Genomic DNA, 16,812 nt, shown 5'->3' with positions numbered 1-16,812 from the left:
TTCTGGCGGGCATAAAAAAACCGGTGACTTTCGTCACCGGTTTTTTATTGCCTGCTCATCAGTGCGGCGCGCGCGGGATCGTTTTCATCAGATCCTCAGGGCTGATATGCCCCACCACACTGCCCGGCTGCGGCAGATTCAGGATGTGGCCCTTCATCTTGCCGATCACATGCATCTCGCACGGTTTGCAGTCGAACTTCAGGGTCAGCACTTCATCGCCGTGAATCAGCTGCATCGGCGCGACCTTGGTTTTCACACCGGTCACGCCTTTGGCCTGTTTCGGGCACAGGTTGAAGGAGAACCGCAGGCAGTGCTTGGTGATCATCACCGGCACTTCGCCCGCCTCTTCGTGAGCCTCGTACGCGGCGTCGATCAGCTTCACGCCGTGACGGTGGTAGAAGTCGCGAGCCTTCTGGTTGTAGACGTTGGCCAGGAACGACAGATGCGCCTCCGGATACACCGGCGGTGGCGTGGTCTCGGCCTTGCGCGAACCGCGCGGGTGGGCGGCAACGCGGGCGGCGGTCAGCGCTTCGATCACTTCACGGCGCAACGACTTGAGCTGCGAGTTCGGGATGAAGAACGCTTGCGGCGCATCCAGTTTGATCGAGGTCGCGTGGTACTCGGTGGTGCCGAGCTGGCCGAGCAGGTCATGCAAGGTGTCCAGCGCCTGTTCCGGTTTGTTGGCGACGCCGAACGGGCCTTCCAGCGCGACGCTGGCGCTGATGCCCTCTTCGCTGGTCACGGTCAGTTCCAGACGCTCTTCACGCAGCTTCGCCAGCCAGCTCACGCCGATCCGACGCTCGGCAGAAGTCTTGAGCAAGGCCTGCTGCCAGTTGTGGTCGAGGTTGCGGTTCAGCGGGTGGTTCGGGCGCAGCTTGTACAGGCCTTCCGGCATTTCGTTCGGCTCGACGCGGTAGCGGTAGCGCTTCTCGCCTTCTTCCTCGAACTCGCCCTTGGCTTCGGCGATGTTGGCGCGGAAACCCACCACTTCGCGCTTGACCAGCACGTTGAGACCGTCGCCGTTGGACAGCGGCTCGTGGGTGATGACCTGCATGTCACGCTTGCCGACTTTCTCGACCGTGCCCACCGCCAGACCGGTGAAGGTCGGCGAATCGAACGCGCCGATGTCGATCTTGCGTTCGCTGACGAAGTAGTCGGTGCTGCCACGGTGGAAGGTCTTTTCCGGGTCCGGCATGAAGAAATGCGCGGTGCGGCCGCTGGAGGCGCGGGCCAGGTCCGGACGATCGTTGAGCACGTCGTCGAGGCGCTGGCGGTAATAGGCGGTGATGTTCTTCACATAGCCCATGTCCTTGTAGCGACCTTCGATCTTGAACGAACGCACACCGGCCTCGACCAGCGCGCGGATGTTGGCGCTCTGGTTGTTGTCCTTCATCGACAGCAGGTGTTTTTCGTAGGCGATCACGCCGCCCTTTTCGTCTTTGAGGGTGTACGGCAGACGGCAGGCCTGGGAGCAGTCGCCCCGGTTGGCACTGCGCCCGGTCTGCGCGTGGGAAATGTTGCACTGACCGGAAAACGCCACGCACAACGCGCCGTGAATGAAGAACTCGATGGCGGCATCGGTTTCATCGGCGATTGCGCGAATTTCCTTGAGGTTCAGTTCACGGGCCAGTACCAGTTGCGAGAAACCGGCCTGATCGAGGAACTTGGCCCGCTCAAGGGTGCGGATGTCGGTCTGGGTGCTGGCGTGCAGCTCGATGGGTGGAATGTCCAGCTCCATCACGCCCAGGTCCTGGACGATCAGCGCATCGACGCCGGCGTCGTACAACTGATGGATCAGCTTGCGCGCCGGCTCCAGTTCGTTGTCGTGCAGGATGGTGTTGATGGTGGTGAAGATGCGCGCGTGATAGCGACGGGCAAATTCCACCAGTTCGGCGATTTCGCTCACCTCGTTGCACGCGTTGTGGCGCGCCCCGAAGCTCGGGCCGCCGATGTACACCGCGTCGGCGCCATGCAGGATGGCCTCGCGGGCGATGGCCACGTCACGGGCGGGGCTGAGCAGTTCCAGGTGATGTTTGGGCAAGGACATATGTTTTTTTAGTCAGGCTGTCACGGTCGAGGCGCGCATTGTAGCCGCGAAACGCGTGGGCGGCACGCCTGTGCTGCCGGGTGGCTGTTTTCAACCCGTCACGATCAGATCGCTCCCACGCGGTCCGTCACTGATCGTTCCCACGCTCTGCGTGGGAATGCAGTCCCGGGACGCTCCGCGTCCCTTCCAGAGCCGAACGCGGAGCGTCCGTTGAGGCATTCCCACGCCCGGCGTCACAGATCGTTCCCACGCTCTGCGTGGGAATGCAGCCCGGGACGCTCCGCGTCCCTTCCAGAGCTGGAACGCGGAGCGTCCCTTGAGGCATTCCCACGCGGACGGTTCGACGCCTCGACGTGGGAACGATCATTACGGGGTCAAGCCTTGGCAGCCATCGCAGTCACTTCCACCTTCATCCCCTCAACCGCCAGCGCCGCCACGCCAACCGCCGCACGCACCGGCCATGGCTTGGCGAAGTAGCGCTTGTACACCTCGTTGAACGCAGCGCGATCAGCCATGTCGGTCAGGTAGATAGTCAGGTGCAGCACGCGATCCATGGAGCTGCCGGCCTTTTCCAGCGCCACTTTCAGCGCCTGCAACGTGCATTCGCTTTGCGCGATGATGTCGCCCAGTTCCAGGCTGCCGTCGGCACGGGTCGGAATCTGGGTCGACATCAGGATGCCGTTGAATTCGGTCACGTCCGAAGAGATCGAGTCTGCATCCGGGTCCGGGGTGTAGGTGATGTCTTGGTTGGCCATGGGAAAGTCCTTCGCTGGCAGTGAGGACGGCGCCATCGCGCGCCGTTTCGGGCGGCCAGTTTACAGACCCGGTCGGCGGTTGGAAGTCCCGACGCGGTGTGTCAGCCCTGCGCCAGTATCCGCCGCAGTTCCAGCGCATTGCCGAGTGCCGCGCCGCTGGCGGTGTTGTCGAAAATGCACCAGGTGTCGACGCCGTCGACAGCCGCCACCTGCAAATCGCCGGCGAGCCTTTCCAGATACGCCGAATCATAGGCGCTGTGATAAATCCGTGGCGAACCGTGCAGCCGCCAGTAGCGCACGCCCGGCCAGCCGCACGGAGCCGTGTCGGTGCTGATTCGCGAGGGATCGACCACCGCTTGCGCGATGCGATACGCCATCAACAGCAGTTCGGCGGCGGCCCAGGATTCGTGGCGCGGCTCCAGCACCACGGCCCCGGAATAGCGCTGGCGCAAGCCGATAAAAAACGCCTCGGCAACCGCTTCGTCAAACACCAGCGACGGTGGCAACTGCAGCAGCAGGCAACCCAGGCGATCACCCAGTCCCGAGCACTGCTCGAGAAAGGCGTCGAGCTCATGTTCGCAGTCCCACAGACGCCGCTCATGGCTGATCGATTTCGGTATCTTCACGCAGAAGCGAAATCCGTCCGCCACCGACTCGGCCCAACGGGCATAGGTTTGCAGTTTGTGCGGACGGTAGAAGGAGCTGTTGATTTCCACGCCATTGAGCAGCGCGGCATAACGTTGCAGATGAGTGCCCTGCTCCGGAAAGGCCGGCCAGTGCTGCCGGGGCAGACTCCAGCCGGCGCAACCGATGAAGATCGACGGCACACTCAAAACAGCACCTTGCCTGCTTCACGCATGAAGATTTCCACGGTTTTCGGGCCGATCCCTTCGAAGGCTTGCAAACGCTTTTCGAAGTCCTGGCGGTCGGCGCTTGCCTCGACCATGTTCATTACCCGCCCGGCATATTCTTCATTCAGTTTGGCAGCCAGCGCGAGCAGCCGCTCGGCGGTGGTTTCGTCGTAGCGCACGTAATGCGCCTGGCCGAGCATCCGCACCAGTTCGCGGTGAGTGCAGTGGGCGAGTTTGCGCGGGGTGTCGCGCTGGTGCTGTTCAACGATCACTCGATAGGCTTCGGCGGCAATCTCGGCCTGGATTCGTTTGCCCATCAGGAAACTGGCGAGCAGCCATTTGAACAGCGCTGATTCGTTCAGCGGATGCAGGTCGATGTGCAAGTCTTCGGCGTTGATGGTTTTGGTCATGCAGTTTTTGAGCGAGGGGCGGCGTGATGAGTGCGGGGCTGGCGACGAATGGTTTTGAGGCTTAACGCGTCAGGTTTCTCCTCGTCGGGCGATGATTGATAAACAGGTTTGAATCACGCCGTTTAAAGACATGTCGGAATGCTTCCGAATGCCTACAAATCCTTGCGCCAGAGCCTACCGCTACGCCAGAATCCGCCGGCTTGTGCGCCTTGGGGTCGGCCGGTAACTTGGATCGGGTCACTGATTTGCAGTGATCGGGTTTAGCAGCCCGTGGTCAACCTAAGGTCGTACGCGCACTATCAATCAGGTTCCATGCCTGCATTTGATGGCGGCTGTACGCAGGGCGCTTCGGCGCGCCGGCTTCCTTAGGTTCCCCGGTCTGCTAACCTGCGTCCAGCTGCCACCCTTCTTTTAGCAGAGAAGCGGTTTCAGCATCATTTCGGAACCTGAAAATGATCAAACCTTCTCCAAATCCCCCGGTTACCGCACCGGCCAGCATCACCAATCCAACATCCCCCTACGAATGCCCTGACTCCAAAAAATTCAACGAAGCCGCCGAACGCGCCCTCAACTACTACCTCGGCCCGCCCGCCCCCTACATCATGGCCACGCCCTACGTTCCCAACCGCCTCTACCAGGCCAACCCGGCCAGCAACACCGAATCCCTGCTCGCCGACGCCTGCGAAACCCTGGGCTCGGCCAACGTCATGCTCAACAACCTCGTCGACGCCCTCGAAGGCCCCCACCGCAAAACCGCACAAGGCATCGCACAGATCGTGATGCTGGCGGAATTGGCGGTGAATCAGGTGTTGGATAATGTCGTGCCGACGGAGTAAACCGCACCGCCGAAACTTATCTTCGCTACCACACAAATCAAAAGGGGACGATTAAATAAATCTGCCCCTTTTGACTTATTAATTATTCTCCCACTCAAGTGTAGATAAAGGAGTGAGAAGCGAAACGTCCTTCTGCATCCTGCTTGTCGCAGGAATATAGCGAACCTCAACTTCTCCTTCTCCGCCGTTCCTAACTACGTCTAATGTAGACACGCCAAAACGTCGCCGAGCCCTCTCGACGACCTGCTCCGTCGAAACGCCCAAAGGAACATTTAAATATTTAAAACTAAGCACTTCAGCCATATTAAAAACTCCATTCAACAAATAAATAAAAAGGGGATAGATTACTTCCCGACCCAACCCACCAAAAGTATCAACACAAACATCCGCCACCGCACCTGATAGAAATGACAGTCTTTAATATTTATTTAGAACAACCTAAATTCTGAACAGCTATAAAAACACTAGACGCCAACTCATTAGTTCATCTCCTCAGTTCAGCCGGATACATCCTCTGGAACATCCTGCCTGCTTCAGCGTCGCCCCGCTCTAAACTGAACGACTTTCAGAAAGCACCTGGCTGGTTAAAGATCCTTGCATCCTGGCGTTAGGACCTGACGATGCCACCCGGCGTGAGCGCTATAAGTCGTTTGTTGGAATGGCTACACCCACCAATGAATTGCAACTCATCAGGGGTGCGCTGCAGCGCGGCCAGCTCACTGGCAACATGAAATTCGTCGACGAGATCGAAAAGATCACCGGAAGACGCATTGAATTCAGAGAGAGAGGACAGCCAGAGACAAGTGCTTAACGTCAAAAGGGGACGATTAAATAAATCTGCCCCTCAGATTCTTTTGGTCGTTCACTCAAGACTTGTTATTGATACAACATCCTCAGGTCGAAAAGTGCGATGCCCTTCTTTAATCGATTGAATAGTCGCCGACCAAACCTGTCCATCCCAATAAGCAGTAATCACACCTTCGCAAATCAATCCGCCTTTCAATTCAACTCTATAGTGCACGTTATCCTCCAAAGCTTCAAATTGCTCTGGCATATCGCCTATCATCTCCACGCCGGATTCGATATCAGTCATTAGGCACACTCCAACTAGCTAATTTAATTTCAAAGGAATTTCAAAGGGAATTTCAAAGGGGACAGATTTATTTTCAATCTCTACAAATCAACATCAACAGGGGCAATCAAATAAACCCGTCCCTTTTTGAGTCCACGACCCTCTCAATTTTTGACTTTCTAGCATGAGCCCGCCTTCAGAACACCATTGCAATTATTCAAATCACGCACACTATTAAGTGGAATTACTGCAGCGGGAGGATTACTTGGCCCACCACCACCGGGAGAGTTGTGCAAACGAGTATTGTAAACAATGCTCTGAGTACCACTTGATTTAACACAGTAACCTTCGAATATGCAGGACTCACCACTCCGCGTAATGTCCTTGGACTCGAATTTACAAGTGTTATTGGCTTTACTTTTACCCCATGCTTCCTCACAGCCGGAATCTTCAGCAAAAACACTTTGACCAGTTAAAACCAACGAGAGAAGCGCCGTGCAGCCAAGCAGCTTAGAATTTTTCATATCCTTGTCCTTGAAAAACAAAGTCAACATCCAATGACCAAAGGAGAAACACTCACTCGCTCCCCTGCCAATCCTTAGCCATTTGCAACTCATCAGGGGTGCGCTGCAGCGCGGCCAACTGACTGGCAACATGAGATTCGTCGATGAAATCGAACAAATCACCGGAAGACGCATTGAATTAAGAGATAGAGGACGGCCAGAGAAAAGTGCTTAACGTCAAAAGGGGACGATTAAATAAATCTGTCCCCTTTTGATTTGTCCCCTTTTGATTCTTGGTTTTTCAAATGAGGGAGACTCCTCAGCTGTAGCCCATGTCCTGCTCGAAATCCAACGCCACATAACACAGCCTCTCCATACCCATATCTTGCAGCTTCTCAACTATTGCATAATCAACAAATCCACCTTCAAATTCATCCCAATTTGTTACTATCCCTCGCGGAGGTTTACCAAGCTCTTTCCGTCTAGCAGAATCATCAAATTGAACCTTCTCCAACAAGTTAATTAAGTTTTTAACCAGAATTTCCGCAGATTCCGTACACATATCAAAAACCTCTTTCCTTCCAATGAATTCAAAGAATAAAAAGAACAATAAAAAGGGACAGATTTATTTTCCGGCCCATTAGACGAAGTATCAACACAAACAGCAGCAACGACACCTGATAGAAATGACAGTTTTTAATACTTATTCAGAACAATCCAAATTCTGAATAACTATAAAAACTACGGACGCAGACTCATTTAACGCATTCCCTCCCCGAACCAACCAATCCATCTCCATTTCGACCCACACCCGTCGCCCCCAACTGGATATCCCCCCAATCCCAATTATGCTCAATGAAACCCCGCCCTCCCGCGCGGGGCGGTGATTCTGTGCACGCTCCACGAAATACCTGAACCGGCATCCGCCACAGGCCTTGGGTACGCGACGTTGATGAAGTGCTCCGGCCTACAAAAACAAGCACGACGGAGAACACCCATGGCAGTACTCGACAGCATGTCCACAGGCAGTGCCCCGCACCACAGCGTCAGCCGGGAGGAGCGCAAGGTCATTTTTGCGTCGTCCCTTGGCACGGTGTTCGAGTGGTACGACTTTTACCTCTACGGCTCTCTGGCGGCGATCATCGCCAAGCACTTCTTTGCCGGGGTGAACGAGACCACGGCGTTCATCTTCGCCCTGCTCGCCTTCGCCGCAGGCTTTGCGGTGCGGCCGTTCGGGGCGATTGTGTTTGGGCGACTGGGCGACATGATCGGGCGCAAGCACACGTTTCTGATCACCATTGTGATCATGGGTGTGTCGACGGCGATTGTGGGGTTCCTGCCCGGTTACGCGACCATCGGGGTGGCGGCGCCGATCATTCTGATTACCCTGCGCTTGCTGCAAGGTCTGGCGTTGGGCGGCGAGTACGGCGGCGCGGCAACCTATGTGGCCGAGCATGCGCCCAAGGGCAAGCGCGGTTATTTCACTTCCTGGATTCAGACCACCGCAACCCTGGGCCTGTTTATGTCGTTGCTGGTGATCCTCGCCTGCCGTACCGCGCTGGGCACCGAAGCGTTCGAGGCCTGGGGCTGGCGGATTCCGTTTCTGCTGTCGATCCTGCTGCTGGCGGTCTCGGTGTACATCCGGCTGCAACTGAACGAGTCGCCAGTGTTCAAGAAAATGAAGGAAGAAGGCAAGTCGTCGAAAGCCCCGCTGACCGAGTCCTTCGCCCGTTGGGACAACCTGAAAATCGTGATCATGGCCCTGCTCGGCGGCACCGCCGGCCAAGCGGTGGTCTGGTACACCGGGCAGTTCTACGCGCTGTTTTTCCTGCTGCAAACCCTGAAGATCGACCCGCAGACCGCCAACCTGCTGATCGCCGGTTCACTGCTGATCGGTACGCCGTTCTTCGTGATTTTCGGCAGCCTGTCCGACCGCATCGGGCGCAAGGGCATCATCATGGCCGGGTGCATTCTGGCGGCGGTGACCTACTTCCCGATCTTCCATGCGCTGACCCAGTACGGTAACCCCGACGTGTTCGTCGCCCAGGAGAAGAACCCGGTCAAAGTGATCGCCAACCCCGACCAGTGCTCGTTCCAGTTCGATCCGGTGGGCAAGGCCAAATTCACCAGCTCGTGCGATCTGGCGAAAACCATCCTGGCCAAACGGGCGATCCCGTACGAAAACGTGGTGGCGGAACCGGGCACCGTGGCTCAGGTGCGCATCGGCGACAAGGTCATCGAAAGCTTCGAAGGCACGACCCTGCCGGCCGCCGACTTCAAGACCCGTAACGACGCGTTCACCGCCAGCCTCGGCGCGGCGCTGAAAGAAGCCGGTTACCCGGAAAAAGCCGATCCGGCCAAGACCAATTACCCGATGGTGCTGCTCCTGCTGACCGTTCTGGTGATCTACGTGACTATGGTTTACGGTCCGATTGCGGCATGGCTGGTGGAGCTGTTCCCGGCGCGCATCCGGTACACGTCGATGTCGCTGCCGTACCACATCGGCAACGGCTGGTTCGGCGGGTTCCTGCCGACCGTGGCGTTCGCGATGGTCGCGGCCACCGGGGATATCTACTACGGCTTGTGGTACCCGATCGTGATTGCGGTGATGACGGCGATTCTCGGGATCTTCTTCATGCCGGAAACCAAGGATCGCGACATCCATCACACCTGACCCGCTTCGCTCGATGCTGTGCGTGACGTTCGCGCACAGCATCGAGCGTTGTCACATCGGCGTCATTCTCCCTTGGTAACGTCGTCGCGCCCCGATGCCCCGACCACCAAGGTGACCCTCCCGGTGTACTCAAGCCCGACGCGCCAGACCCTCATCCTGCGATCCGACAACATGGCCAGTGACGACTTCGGCGCCCTGTTCTCGCGAATGTTCGGCAACCGTTATGGCGACACACCACCACCGCCCAAAGACATCATCATTGGCGGCGTTTACGGGCGGTACGAAGACGTGAGTTTCCGGCGCATGCATTACCGGGGCGATTTCACCGTCGCCTTCCCCGAGCCGTTCGATGAAATCACCTTCGTCATTCCCACCGCCGGCAAAATCGTGTTCAACCATGAATCCGTGGGGCTGTGCGATGTGGGGCTGGCCATCGACAAGGCTGACCTGCGTTCGATGCGTTTTATCGACAATCATGCCCAGCACGGCGTGTCGATCAGCCGTGCGGCGCTCACCGAACGGCTGTCGACCCTGCTGGGCAAACCGATCGTGCACAAGCTGCATTTCGAGCCGAGGGTGGATCTGAACAGCCCGGCGTTTCAGGGCATTCGCGCGCTGATCGATCTGGCCACCGGTGCGGAATTCGATCTGCTGTTGAACGCTGGCTCGCTGATGCCGTCACGGCTGCGGGAGATGCTGGTGGACGCGGTATTGGAAGCCTGGCCGCACAATTTCAGCCAGGCCTTGCGCCGTCCAGAGGCATTGATTGCGCCCAGGCATGTGCGGCAGGCGATCGATTACATTCAGGCGCATCCCGAGATTCAGGTCAGTGGCACGGATCTGGCGCGGCTGGCCAACGTCAGCCTGCGCGCATTGCAGGAAGGGTTTCGACGGTTTGCCGGGATGTCGATTGTCGGGTATCAGCGGCAGGTGCGGCTGGAGCGCGCTTACGAAACGTTGCGTCAGGGCGTTTCGCCGTCGGTGACTGAGGTGGCGCTGCGATTGGGCTTCAGCAATGTCGGCCGGTTCAGCCAGTATTTCCAGAATGCCTACGGCGTGAGCCCGGCCGAGGTGCGAAAAGGATTGTGCTGAGGCAATCCTTTTTCTTCTCCTTCAGTTGATCAGAACTGATAACTGGCCTTGAGCCCGCCACTGAAACCGTGGCTGTCGCCCCCACCGCTGGCACCGACTTCGGCGCCAAGGCTCAGAGCACCGAGGTTGGCCATCAGGTTGACGCCGCCGCTGAACTGATCGCGATTGTCGAACGCCGCGCGCTGCTCGATATCCAGCCCCAGCAGGTGCCCTTCGCTGTCGACCTGATGATCGCCCAGCACATGCTCGTAACCGACCCGCACGCCCGGCACCAGTTGCCACGCGCCCATCGACATCGGGGCGAACGAGACGTCGAGATTGGCCACGGCGCTGCGGCGGGTTTCCTGAATGTCATCGACATTAAGGGCCAATTCGCTGCCCTTCTCCTGAAAGCCCGACAGGTCCAGACGGCTGACCCGCACGCCGAGGCTCGGCTCCAGAATCACAGTGTTCAGCGGCATGCGATAACCCAGCGCCAGCGTCGCGCCGCTGAGATTACCGTGGGTGTCGCCCTTCGCCGAGCCGAGGCCGCCGCCGAGGTCGCGTTTGCTGTCGTATTCGACGTAACCGGCGCTGATGTTGGCATCGACAAACAGGCCACGTTCCAGGCTGGTGAAACCATAACGGGCGCCCAGGTTGAAGAACGTGAAATCGGTATCGACCTCGCCACCTGCGCCGCCCACCGAGCCTTTGCTGTAACCGATGCCGCCGCGCGCGCTGAATTGTTCGGAGAAGCGCTGAGTGACGCCAACCATCAGGCCCTGACTGTGTTCGTTGCTGCTTTGCGCATGGGCCGAACCGTCGGTGCCCAGGTAACCGGCGAGCGCGGTGCTCCACAACCGGTACTGGCCGACCTTGAGGTCGGTGCCGCTGGCGAACGGCGCGGCGGCCTGCTCGATCATTGCGTTCTGACGCAGCAGGTAACTGGCCGTATCGGCGTGTACCTGACCGCCGACCGTGGACTCGACACCGCCGAGGGTGCCGGCGTCGATGGCCGATTGCAGGTAGTAGTTGTAGGCGCTGTAAGTGCCCGAGAGTTTGCTGTTCTGCAATTCCTGCAGCAGTTGCGCACCAGCGGCGGCGTTGCCGATCAGCAATGCCTGACCGGGCAGGCTGTTGTACTCGACCATTTTGCCGCGCAGCACATAGATGGTTTCCTGGGACAGACCCAGCCCCTGTTTAAGGTAGTTGTCCATGCTGCCGTACTGCGCGGTGACCTGATCCAGGCCCGCTTGCAGATAACTCGCCTCGACACCCAGCAGCGGCGCGTAGATCGCGGCCATGCTCGGCGGCATCATCGCCAGGGTCTTGGCGACCCGTTAGGCGGTGTAGTCGTTGGTCGCCAGGTAATTGCTCATGATCGTGGCGTTATCCACGCCGGCGATGCTCAACAGAACGGCAGCGGTCCAGCCGGTGCGGTCCTTGCCGGCGGTGCAATGGAACAACGCGGCGCCGTCGACACCGGCCAGTTCATTGAACAGCGCACCGAACTGACCACGCATGCCGGCATCGCTGACGAACGCGCGGTTGGTCTCCTGCATCATCGCAATCGCATCGGCTGCGCTTTTGAACGACACGGTGGTGATGTTCGCGCCGGAGGTGGTGCTGCCGATGATGTCGATGTTCTGGTAGGTCGCACCGCTTGGCATCGTGTCCGGCGTGCTGGCAATTTCGCTGGGCGTGCGCAGGTCGTACACCGACTTGATCCCCAGACCGTTGAGGGTCGCCAGGTCCGCCGCCGTCGGCGTCAGGGCATTGGAGCGGTAGAACACACCGGCGCGCATTGTGCCGTCATGGGCCGTGGAATAGGCGGTGGTGGTGCCTGCGATATCCCGAAAATTGTCGATGCCCGCCAGACGCGAGGTATCGAGATCGGCGGCCTGGGCGGCAGCAATGGACAGACTCAGCACGGACAGCGAACACACAAGACGTTGAAACACGGGGCAGCCTCACTGGAAACAGGTTGGGCTGCCCACTATCTGCATTGAAATGTGACGGAATATGACAATTGCGAGAAGGCCGTAAATAGCGGCGCGATCAGTCCGTTTGCTGCGCTTTCTGTCCGTTTTACCTGCCCTGACCGTGTAAATCTTCGACACGTTTTGACGTTTTTTTTGCAAGGGCGAACGTAGAATGCCCTCTCCGGCCATCGTGGAAACCGTCAATGAACGACGCAGATGAAGAAATCCTGAACCAGGCAGCACACTGGTGCCTGCGCCTGCAAGAGGACGATTGCACGCCCGACGAACGCCAGGCGTTTGAGCAGTGGATTCAACTCAGCCCGGGCCACGCCTTCGAATACGCGAAAATGCTGGAAATCTGGGACATCAGTGAGCAATTGCCGAACCACTCGACGACTCGCAAAAAACTGCTGACCGATCCTCCCCGGCCCGCCGCAAAGGAGCAATCCTCACGGTGAGCATTCGGGGTTAGAATCCGCGGGGTTCGGCTTACAGTTTAAGGATGATCCCGGCATGGCCACCCCCGACATTTCCCTGCAAGACACCGCCGCCCCCGAGGGCGTCTGCTTTGGCTGCGGCAGCAGCAACCCACACGGTTTGCACATCAAGAGCTTCTGGCACGAAGACGGCGTGCACGTCATGGCCGAGCATGTGCCCGAGGCCAAATACTGCGGCTGGCCGGAACTGGTCTACGGAGGTTTGATCGCGATGCTGGTGGACTGCCATTCCAACTGGACCGCGATGGCCTACCACTATCGGACCGAGCAACGCGAACCCGAAAGCCTGCCGCGCATCAACTGCGTCACCGGCAACCTCGGCATCAAGTTCATCAAACCAACGCCAATGGGCTTGCCGCTGACATTGAAGGCAAAAGTCGAAGGTGAAGTCGGGCGCAAGACCCGGGTGATCTGCGAGGTCTACGCCGGGGAAGTGCTGACGGCGGTGGGTGATTCGGTATTCGTGCGGGTGGATACCGAGCAGTTGGCAGCGGCCGCGCACGGTCGCTGAAATCCGTCATTGAAGGAAAACACGATGTCCGACCGCAAAATCATCATCCCCGAATCCATGAAAACCATCGTCGAACGCGCCGGATACGCCCCGGCGGTTCTGGTCGGCGACACGCTTTATTGCGCTGGTCAGGTGGGCCGCACCGCTGATTTGCAAGTCATCGAAGACCCCGAGCAGCAATTCATCCGCGCCTGGGAAAACCTCGACGAAGTGCTGAAGGCCGGTGGCTGCACCTTCAACGATGTGGTGGAGATGACCACCTATCACGTCGACATGAGCCAACACATGCCGGTGTTTCGCGATGTGAAAAACCGCGTATTCCCCAAAGGCTTCTGCGCCTGGACCTGCATCGGCGTCAGCGAACTGGCCCATCCGGGGTTGCTGGTGGAAATCAAATGCGTGGCGGTGCGCAGAAGCTGAGCCTTACGCCGGCTGGTGACTGGTCACGCAGTGAATCCCGCCACCGCCGGCCGCAATGGCATCGATGTTGATCTGCACCACGTCGCGGTTCGGGTAGAGTTTTTTCAGCAGGTCGAAGGCCTTCTTGTCCGCGTCCTTGTCGCCAAACTCCGGTGCGATCACCGCGCCGTTGATCACGAAATAGTTGATGTAACCGGCCGCGAAATCGTCGTTGTCGTTGTTGAACTTGGTCTTGCGCGGTTTCAGCGGTGGCGACACGGTGTGGATCTGTAACGGGCGACCGTCGGCGTCGGTGGCCTTTTTCAGGATTTCCAGGTGCGCCAGGGTGACCTTGTTGTCGTAGGAGCGCGGGTCGGTGTCGAGGTTGGCGATCACCACGCCGGGCGTGACGAAGCGCGCGTAGAAATCGACGTGGGCGTCGGTGATGTCCTTGCCCTTGATGCCCGGCAGCCAGATGATCTTGCGCAGACCGAGGCGTGCTTTCAGTTCCGCCTCGACGTCAGCCTTGCTCCAGCCGGGGTTGCGGTTTTCGTTGACCCAGCAGCTTTCGGTCATGATCGCGGTGCCTTCGCCGTCGACTTCGATGCCGCCGCCCTCGCCCACCAGTTCGCTGCGCTGGTAGGTCGCCTGCGCATCGGCCGCCACGCGCTTGGCGATCTTCGCGTCTTTCGAATGCTGTTGCTTGTTGCCCCAGCCGCTGAAGTTGAAGTCCACCGCGCCCAGGCCATTCTTGTCGTCGATGACGAAGTTGGCGCTGATGTCGCGCATCCAGATGTCGTCGAGGTTGGCGATCTGGTAGGTGATGTTGGAGGTGCCGCAAATCTCTTCGGCGAGGCTGCGTTCGCCGCTGCGGCAATAGATGGTCAGCGGTTCGTAGCGGGCGATGGCGCGGGCGATCCGGCCGAGGGCTTCCTGGACGTCTTCGGTGAAGTCTTCCCAGATCGCGTCCTGCGCGCCGAAGGCCATGTAGGTGCGTTCGTGTTTGTCGCCCTCGTCGGGCATGAACCAGCGACCTTCGCTGGCCGCCAGCAAACGCGCCGGTGACAGGCCAAGGCCCATGACGGCAGCGCCTGCGCCGGCGGCGACTGAAACCTGTTTGATGAACTCGCGACGAGTCGGCATGTGTACGTTCCTGATGGGTAAGGGGCCACCAAGGCAGCCCGGAAAAATCACTGTGCAGTGGCGGTCTTGAATTTGGTCCAGGTGCGCATGCGGGCGCGCATGTCAGCCTGGGGAATGTCCTTGCCCGGTATCAGACGAGCATAGGTCGCTTCGTCGAGGTAGATGTCCGGGTTGTTGCGCATCGCCTCGTCCACGTTGGGCCGGGCCTTGGCGTTGGAGGTCGGGTAACCGGTGAAATTGCTGATCGCGGCCATGTTCTCCGGGCGCATCACGAAGTTGATGAAGGCGTAGGCGTATTCCGGGTGTTTGGCATCCACCGGAATGGCCATGGTGTCCATCCACACCGTGGTGCCCTCGCGCGGCACGCGGTACTGGAAGCGCGTCTGCTTGCCGGCGCTGTCCGAGGTGCGCTGGGCTTGGGTCATGTCGCCGCTGTAGCCGAGGGACAGGCACAGGTTGCCGTTGACCAGATCGGTCACCGGTTGCGACTGGAACTTGCGGATGTACGGCCGCAGCTTCATCAGCAGACCACTGGCCGCCGCCAGATCCGCAGGCTTGGCGCTGCGCGGGTCGCGGCCCAGATAGTTGAGCACCACGGCCAGCACTTCGTCCGGCGAGTCGATCATCGAAATCCCGCAATCGGCGAATTTGGCCGCCAGCTCCGGTTTGAACAGCATGTCGAGGCTGTTGACCGGGGCGTCGGCCATGCGCTGCTTGATCTGCTCGGCGTTGTAGGTCAGACCGATGGTGCCCCAGGTGTACGGCACCGTGGCCTTGTTCGAATGCTCGTAATGGCTGCGCAGCTTTTGCAGGCCCGGCTCGATGTCGTTCATCGCCGTGATTTTCGAAGGATCCAGCGGCAACAGGCTGCCGGCGCGCATCAGGCGTTCGGCCACGGTGTCGCCGGGGAAGATCAGGTCGTAGCCGCTGCCGCCGGAGAGCATCTTGGCTTCCAGGGTTTCGCTGCCGTCCATCACGTCGTAGATCACCTTGATCCCGGTTTCGGCGGTGAATTTGCTCAGTGTGTCTTCAGCGAAATAGTCAGCCCAGTTGTACAGCCGCAGGGTCTTGTCTTCGGCGTGCACGGCCGGCATCAGACCGGCCAGCGCCAGGCCCAGAGCGCCCAGCAACCACTTGTGTGAAGTAGGCATATCAGACTCCTTGGGGATTCCAGCGGGCGTTAAGGTGACGGCCGTCCTGGCTGAGCAAAGCGCCATACATTTCCGGACGACGGTCGCGGTAGATGCCCCAGCTCAGGCGATCTTCACGCATGGCTGCCAGATCCAGGCTTTGCACCAATACGCCGGTGCTGGCGCGATCGGCTTCGGCGAGCATTTTTCCCTTGTGGTTGCAGATGAACGACGAGCCGTAGAAATTCATTTGCAGCGCCGCATCAGTGCCCGCCACTTCGCGGCCAACCCGGTTGGAAGCGATCACCGGCAGCAGGTTGGCAGCGGCGTGGCCACGCATGGTCATCTGCCAGTGGTCCCGCGAATCCAGATCCGCGCAGCCCGGTTCCGAACCGATGGCGGTCGGGAACAACAGCACTTCAGCGCCCATCAAGGCCAGGCAGCGCGCGGTTTCCGGGAACCACTGATCCCAGCAGATGCCCACGCCGAGGCGGCCGAACGCGGTGTCCCAGACTTTGAAACCGGTGTCGCCGGGACTGAAATATTCTTTCTCCTGATAGCCGATGGCGTTGGGGATGTGGGTCTTGCGGTACACGCCCAACAGGCGTCCGTCGGCATCGGCCACGCTCAGGGAGTTGAAGTAGGCGTTGCCGGCCTTCTCGTACCAGCTCAGCGGCAGCACCACGCCGAGTTCACGGGCCAGCGCGGCGAAGCGCGACAGCACCTGACTGTCGCGGTGCTCCTCGGCCAGCGCCATGTGCTGATGGCTCTGCTCGATGCAGAAATACGGCGTGGCGAACAGCTCCTGCAACAGGATCACCTGGGCGCCCTGCGCGGCCGCTTCACGCACCAACTGCTCGGCGCGATCGAGGTTGCTTTTCAGGTCCCAGGTGCACGGCATCTGGGTAGTGGCGACTTTCAGCAACGTCAT

Annotated in this window: 16 protein-coding genes and 2 pseudogenes; 7 read left to right on the top strand and 11 right to left on the bottom strand. The window is 59.2% G+C overall.

The window, feature by feature from the left end; genetic code table 11:
* Positions 1–58: 58 nt before the first annotated feature.
* From ACM6JM_RS07745 to ACM6JM_RS07730, 4 genes are all read right to left on the bottom strand, one after another.
* Positions 59–2,047 carry a peptidase U32 family protein gene (locus tag ACM6JM_RS07745; RefSeq protein ID WP_007955412.1) on the bottom strand — a complete coding sequence of 663 codons (1,989 nt, stop codon included), beginning with the start codon at positions 2,045–2,047 and terminating at the stop codon, positions 59–61.
* Positions 2,048–2,421: 374 nt separating this feature from the next.
* Positions 2,422–2,802 carry a RidA family protein gene (locus ACM6JM_RS07740; RefSeq protein WP_085649081.1) on the bottom strand — a complete coding sequence of 127 codons (381 nt, stop codon included), beginning with the start codon at positions 2,800–2,802 and terminating at the stop codon, positions 2,422–2,424.
* A 101-nt stretch (positions 2,803–2,903) separates the two neighbouring features.
* Positions 2,904–3,635 carry a DUF72 domain-containing protein gene (locus tag ACM6JM_RS07735; protein WP_414881604.1) on the bottom strand — a complete coding sequence of 244 codons (732 nt, stop codon included), beginning with the start codon at positions 3,633–3,635 and terminating at the stop codon, positions 2,904–2,906.
* Positions 3,632–4,063, bottom strand: a complete 432-nt coding sequence (locus ACM6JM_RS07730; protein WP_414881603.1) for a DNA methylase — start codon at positions 4,061–4,063, stop codon at positions 3,632–3,634. The genes ACM6JM_RS07735 and ACM6JM_RS07730 overlap by 4 nt, the downstream gene beginning before the upstream one ends.
* Before the next feature lie 452 nt (positions 4,064–4,515).
* On the opposite strand from ACM6JM_RS07730, the gene ACM6JM_RS07725 reads away from it, so the two are divergent.
* Positions 4,516–4,899 (top strand): DUF6124 family protein, encoded by a 384-nt coding sequence (locus ACM6JM_RS07725; protein ID WP_414881602.1) that lies wholly within the window; start codon positions 4,516–4,518, stop codon positions 4,897–4,899.
* An 862-nt stretch (positions 4,900–5,761) separates the two neighbouring features.
* Here the strand turns inward: ACM6JM_RS07725 and ACM6JM_RS07720 are convergent.
* Positions 5,762–5,992 carry a hypothetical protein gene (locus tag ACM6JM_RS07720; RefSeq protein WP_039773112.1) on the bottom strand — a complete coding sequence of 77 codons (231 nt, stop codon included), beginning with the start codon at positions 5,990–5,992 and terminating at the stop codon, positions 5,762–5,764.
* A 158-nt stretch (positions 5,993–6,150) separates the two neighbouring features.
* Positions 6,151–6,495 (bottom strand): hypothetical protein, encoded by a 345-nt coding sequence (locus tag ACM6JM_RS07715; protein ID WP_134333794.1) that lies wholly within the window; start codon positions 6,493–6,495, stop codon positions 6,151–6,153.
* Between the two features lie 82 nt (positions 6,496–6,577).
* Here ACM6JM_RS07715 and ACM6JM_RS07710 point away from each other — a divergent pair.
* Positions 6,578–6,709: pseudogene (locus ACM6JM_RS07710) on the top strand (transposase); the annotation flags it as partial.
* An 84-nt stretch (positions 6,710–6,793) separates the two neighbouring features.
* Here ACM6JM_RS07710 and ACM6JM_RS07705 read toward each other — a convergent pair.
* A complete protein-coding gene (locus ACM6JM_RS07705) occupies positions 6,794–7,036 on the bottom strand; it encodes a hypothetical protein (protein WP_414881601.1) in 243 nt (80 codons plus the stop codon).
* Between the two features lie 435 nt (positions 7,037–7,471).
* On the opposite strand from ACM6JM_RS07705, the gene ACM6JM_RS07700 reads away from it, so the two are divergent.
* Together ACM6JM_RS07700 and ACM6JM_RS07695 are read left to right on the top strand one after the other, a co-directional pair.
* Complete coding sequence (locus ACM6JM_RS07700) at positions 7,472–9,148, top strand: MFS transporter (RefSeq protein ID WP_041475232.1); 1,677 nt, start codon at positions 7,472–7,474, stop codon at positions 9,146–9,148.
* 123 nt (positions 9,149–9,271) lie between these two features.
* The gene (locus tag ACM6JM_RS07695; RefSeq protein WP_414881600.1) at positions 9,272–10,240 is read left to right on the top strand and encodes an AraC family transcriptional regulator; all 969 of its coding nucleotides are present in this window, start codon (positions 9,272–9,274) and stop codon (positions 10,238–10,240) included.
* Positions 10,241–10,269: 29 nt separating this feature from the next.
* On the opposite strand, the pseudogene ACM6JM_RS07690 reads toward ACM6JM_RS07695, so the two are convergent.
* Positions 10,270–12,180 (bottom strand): annotated as a pseudogene (locus ACM6JM_RS07690) (tyrosine-protein phosphatase).
* A gap of 224 nt (positions 12,181–12,404) precedes the next feature.
* Here ACM6JM_RS07690 and ACM6JM_RS07685 point away from each other — a divergent pair.
* The 3 genes from ACM6JM_RS07685 to ACM6JM_RS07675 are packed head-to-tail and all read left to right on the top strand — an operon-like array spanning position 12,405 to position 13,629.
* Positions 12,405–12,659, top strand: a complete 255-nt coding sequence (locus ACM6JM_RS07685) for a FecR/PupR family sigma factor regulator (protein WP_074690802.1) — start codon at positions 12,405–12,407, stop codon at positions 12,657–12,659.
* 55 nt (positions 12,660–12,714) lie between these two features.
* Positions 12,715–13,209, top strand: a complete 495-nt coding sequence (locus tag ACM6JM_RS07680; RefSeq protein WP_074690801.1) for a PaaI family thioesterase — start codon at positions 12,715–12,717, stop codon at positions 13,207–13,209.
* A 24-nt stretch (positions 13,210–13,233) separates the two neighbouring features.
* Positions 13,234–13,629 (top strand): RidA family protein, encoded by a 396-nt coding sequence (locus ACM6JM_RS07675; protein ID WP_414881599.1) that lies wholly within the window; start codon positions 13,234–13,236, stop codon positions 13,627–13,629.
* Positions 13,630–13,632: 3 nt separating this feature from the next.
* Here ACM6JM_RS07675 and ACM6JM_RS07670 read toward each other — a convergent pair whose 3' ends face one another.
* From ACM6JM_RS07670 to aguB, 3 genes are read right to left on the bottom strand one after another with little or no spacing between them, the layout of a single operon-like run.
* The gene (locus tag ACM6JM_RS07670; protein ID WP_414881598.1) at positions 13,633–14,751 is read right to left on the bottom strand and encodes an agmatine deiminase family protein; all 1,119 of its coding nucleotides are present in this window, start codon (positions 14,749–14,751) and stop codon (positions 13,633–13,635) included.
* A 47-nt stretch (positions 14,752–14,798) separates the two neighbouring features.
* Positions 14,799–15,902 carry an extracellular solute-binding protein gene (locus ACM6JM_RS07665; RefSeq protein ID WP_414881597.1) on the bottom strand — a complete coding sequence of 368 codons (1,104 nt, stop codon included), beginning with the start codon at positions 15,900–15,902 and terminating at the stop codon, positions 14,799–14,801.
* Position 15,903: 1 nt separating this feature from the next.
* A complete protein-coding gene (gene aguB / locus ACM6JM_RS07660; RefSeq protein ID WP_414881596.1) occupies positions 15,904–16,812 on the bottom strand; it encodes an N-carbamoylputrescine amidase in 909 nt (302 codons plus the stop codon).

Source organism: Pseudomonas sp. IT-P2, assembly GCF_949767575.1.
Lineage (GTDB): Bacteria > Pseudomonadota > Gammaproteobacteria > Pseudomonadales > Pseudomonadaceae > Aquipseudomonas > Aquipseudomonas pharyngis.
Note: the sequence above shows the minus strand (reverse complement) of the source record. Positions and strands in the feature narration are given on the sequence as shown.

Coding starts and splice junctions, on each gene's coding strand:
- ACM6JM_RS07700 (WP_041475232.1), top strand. CDS start 7,472: ATGGCAGTACTCGACAGCATGTCCACAGGCAGTGCCCCGCACCACAGC.
- ACM6JM_RS07680 (WP_074690801.1), top strand. CDS start 12,715: ATGGCCACCCCCGACATTTCCCTGCAAGACACCGCCGCCCCCGAGGGC.
- ACM6JM_RS07675 (WP_414881599.1), top strand. CDS start 13,234: ATGTCCGACCGCAAAATCATCATCCCCGAATCCATGAAAACCATCGTC.
- ACM6JM_RS07725 (WP_414881602.1), top strand. CDS start 4,516: ATGATCAAACCTTCTCCAAATCCCCCGGTTACCGCACCGGCCAGCATC.
- ACM6JM_RS07720 (WP_039773112.1), bottom strand. CDS start 5,992: ATGACTGATATCGAATCCGGCGTGGAGATGATAGGCGATATGCCAGAG.
- ACM6JM_RS07685 (WP_074690802.1), top strand. CDS start 12,405: ATGAACGACGCAGATGAAGAAATCCTGAACCAGGCAGCACACTGGTGC.
- ACM6JM_RS07740 (WP_085649081.1), bottom strand. CDS start 2,802: ATGGCCAACCAAGACATCACCTACACCCCGGACCCGGATGCAGACTCG.
- ACM6JM_RS07745 (WP_007955412.1), bottom strand. CDS start 2,047: ATGTCCTTGCCCAAACATCACCTGGAACTGCTCAGCCCCGCCCGTGAC.
- ACM6JM_RS07715 (WP_134333794.1), bottom strand. CDS start 6,495: ATGAAAAATTCTAAGCTGCTTGGCTGCACGGCGCTTCTCTCGTTGGTT.
- aguB (WP_414881596.1), bottom strand. CDS start 16,812: ATGACGTTGCTGAAAGTCGCCACTACCCAGATGCCGTGCACCTGGGAC.
- ACM6JM_RS07730 (WP_414881603.1), bottom strand. CDS start 4,063: ATGACCAAAACCATCAACGCCGAAGACTTGCACATCGACCTGCATCCG.
- ACM6JM_RS07705 (WP_414881601.1), bottom strand. CDS start 7,036: ATGTGTACGGAATCTGCGGAAATTCTGGTTAAAAACTTAATTAACTTG.
- ACM6JM_RS07665 (WP_414881597.1), bottom strand. CDS start 15,902: ATGCCTACTTCACACAAGTGGTTGCTGGGCGCTCTGGGCCTGGCGCTG.
- ACM6JM_RS07670 (WP_414881598.1), bottom strand. CDS start 14,751: ATGCCGACTCGTCGCGAGTTCATCAAACAGGTTTCAGTCGCCGCCGGC.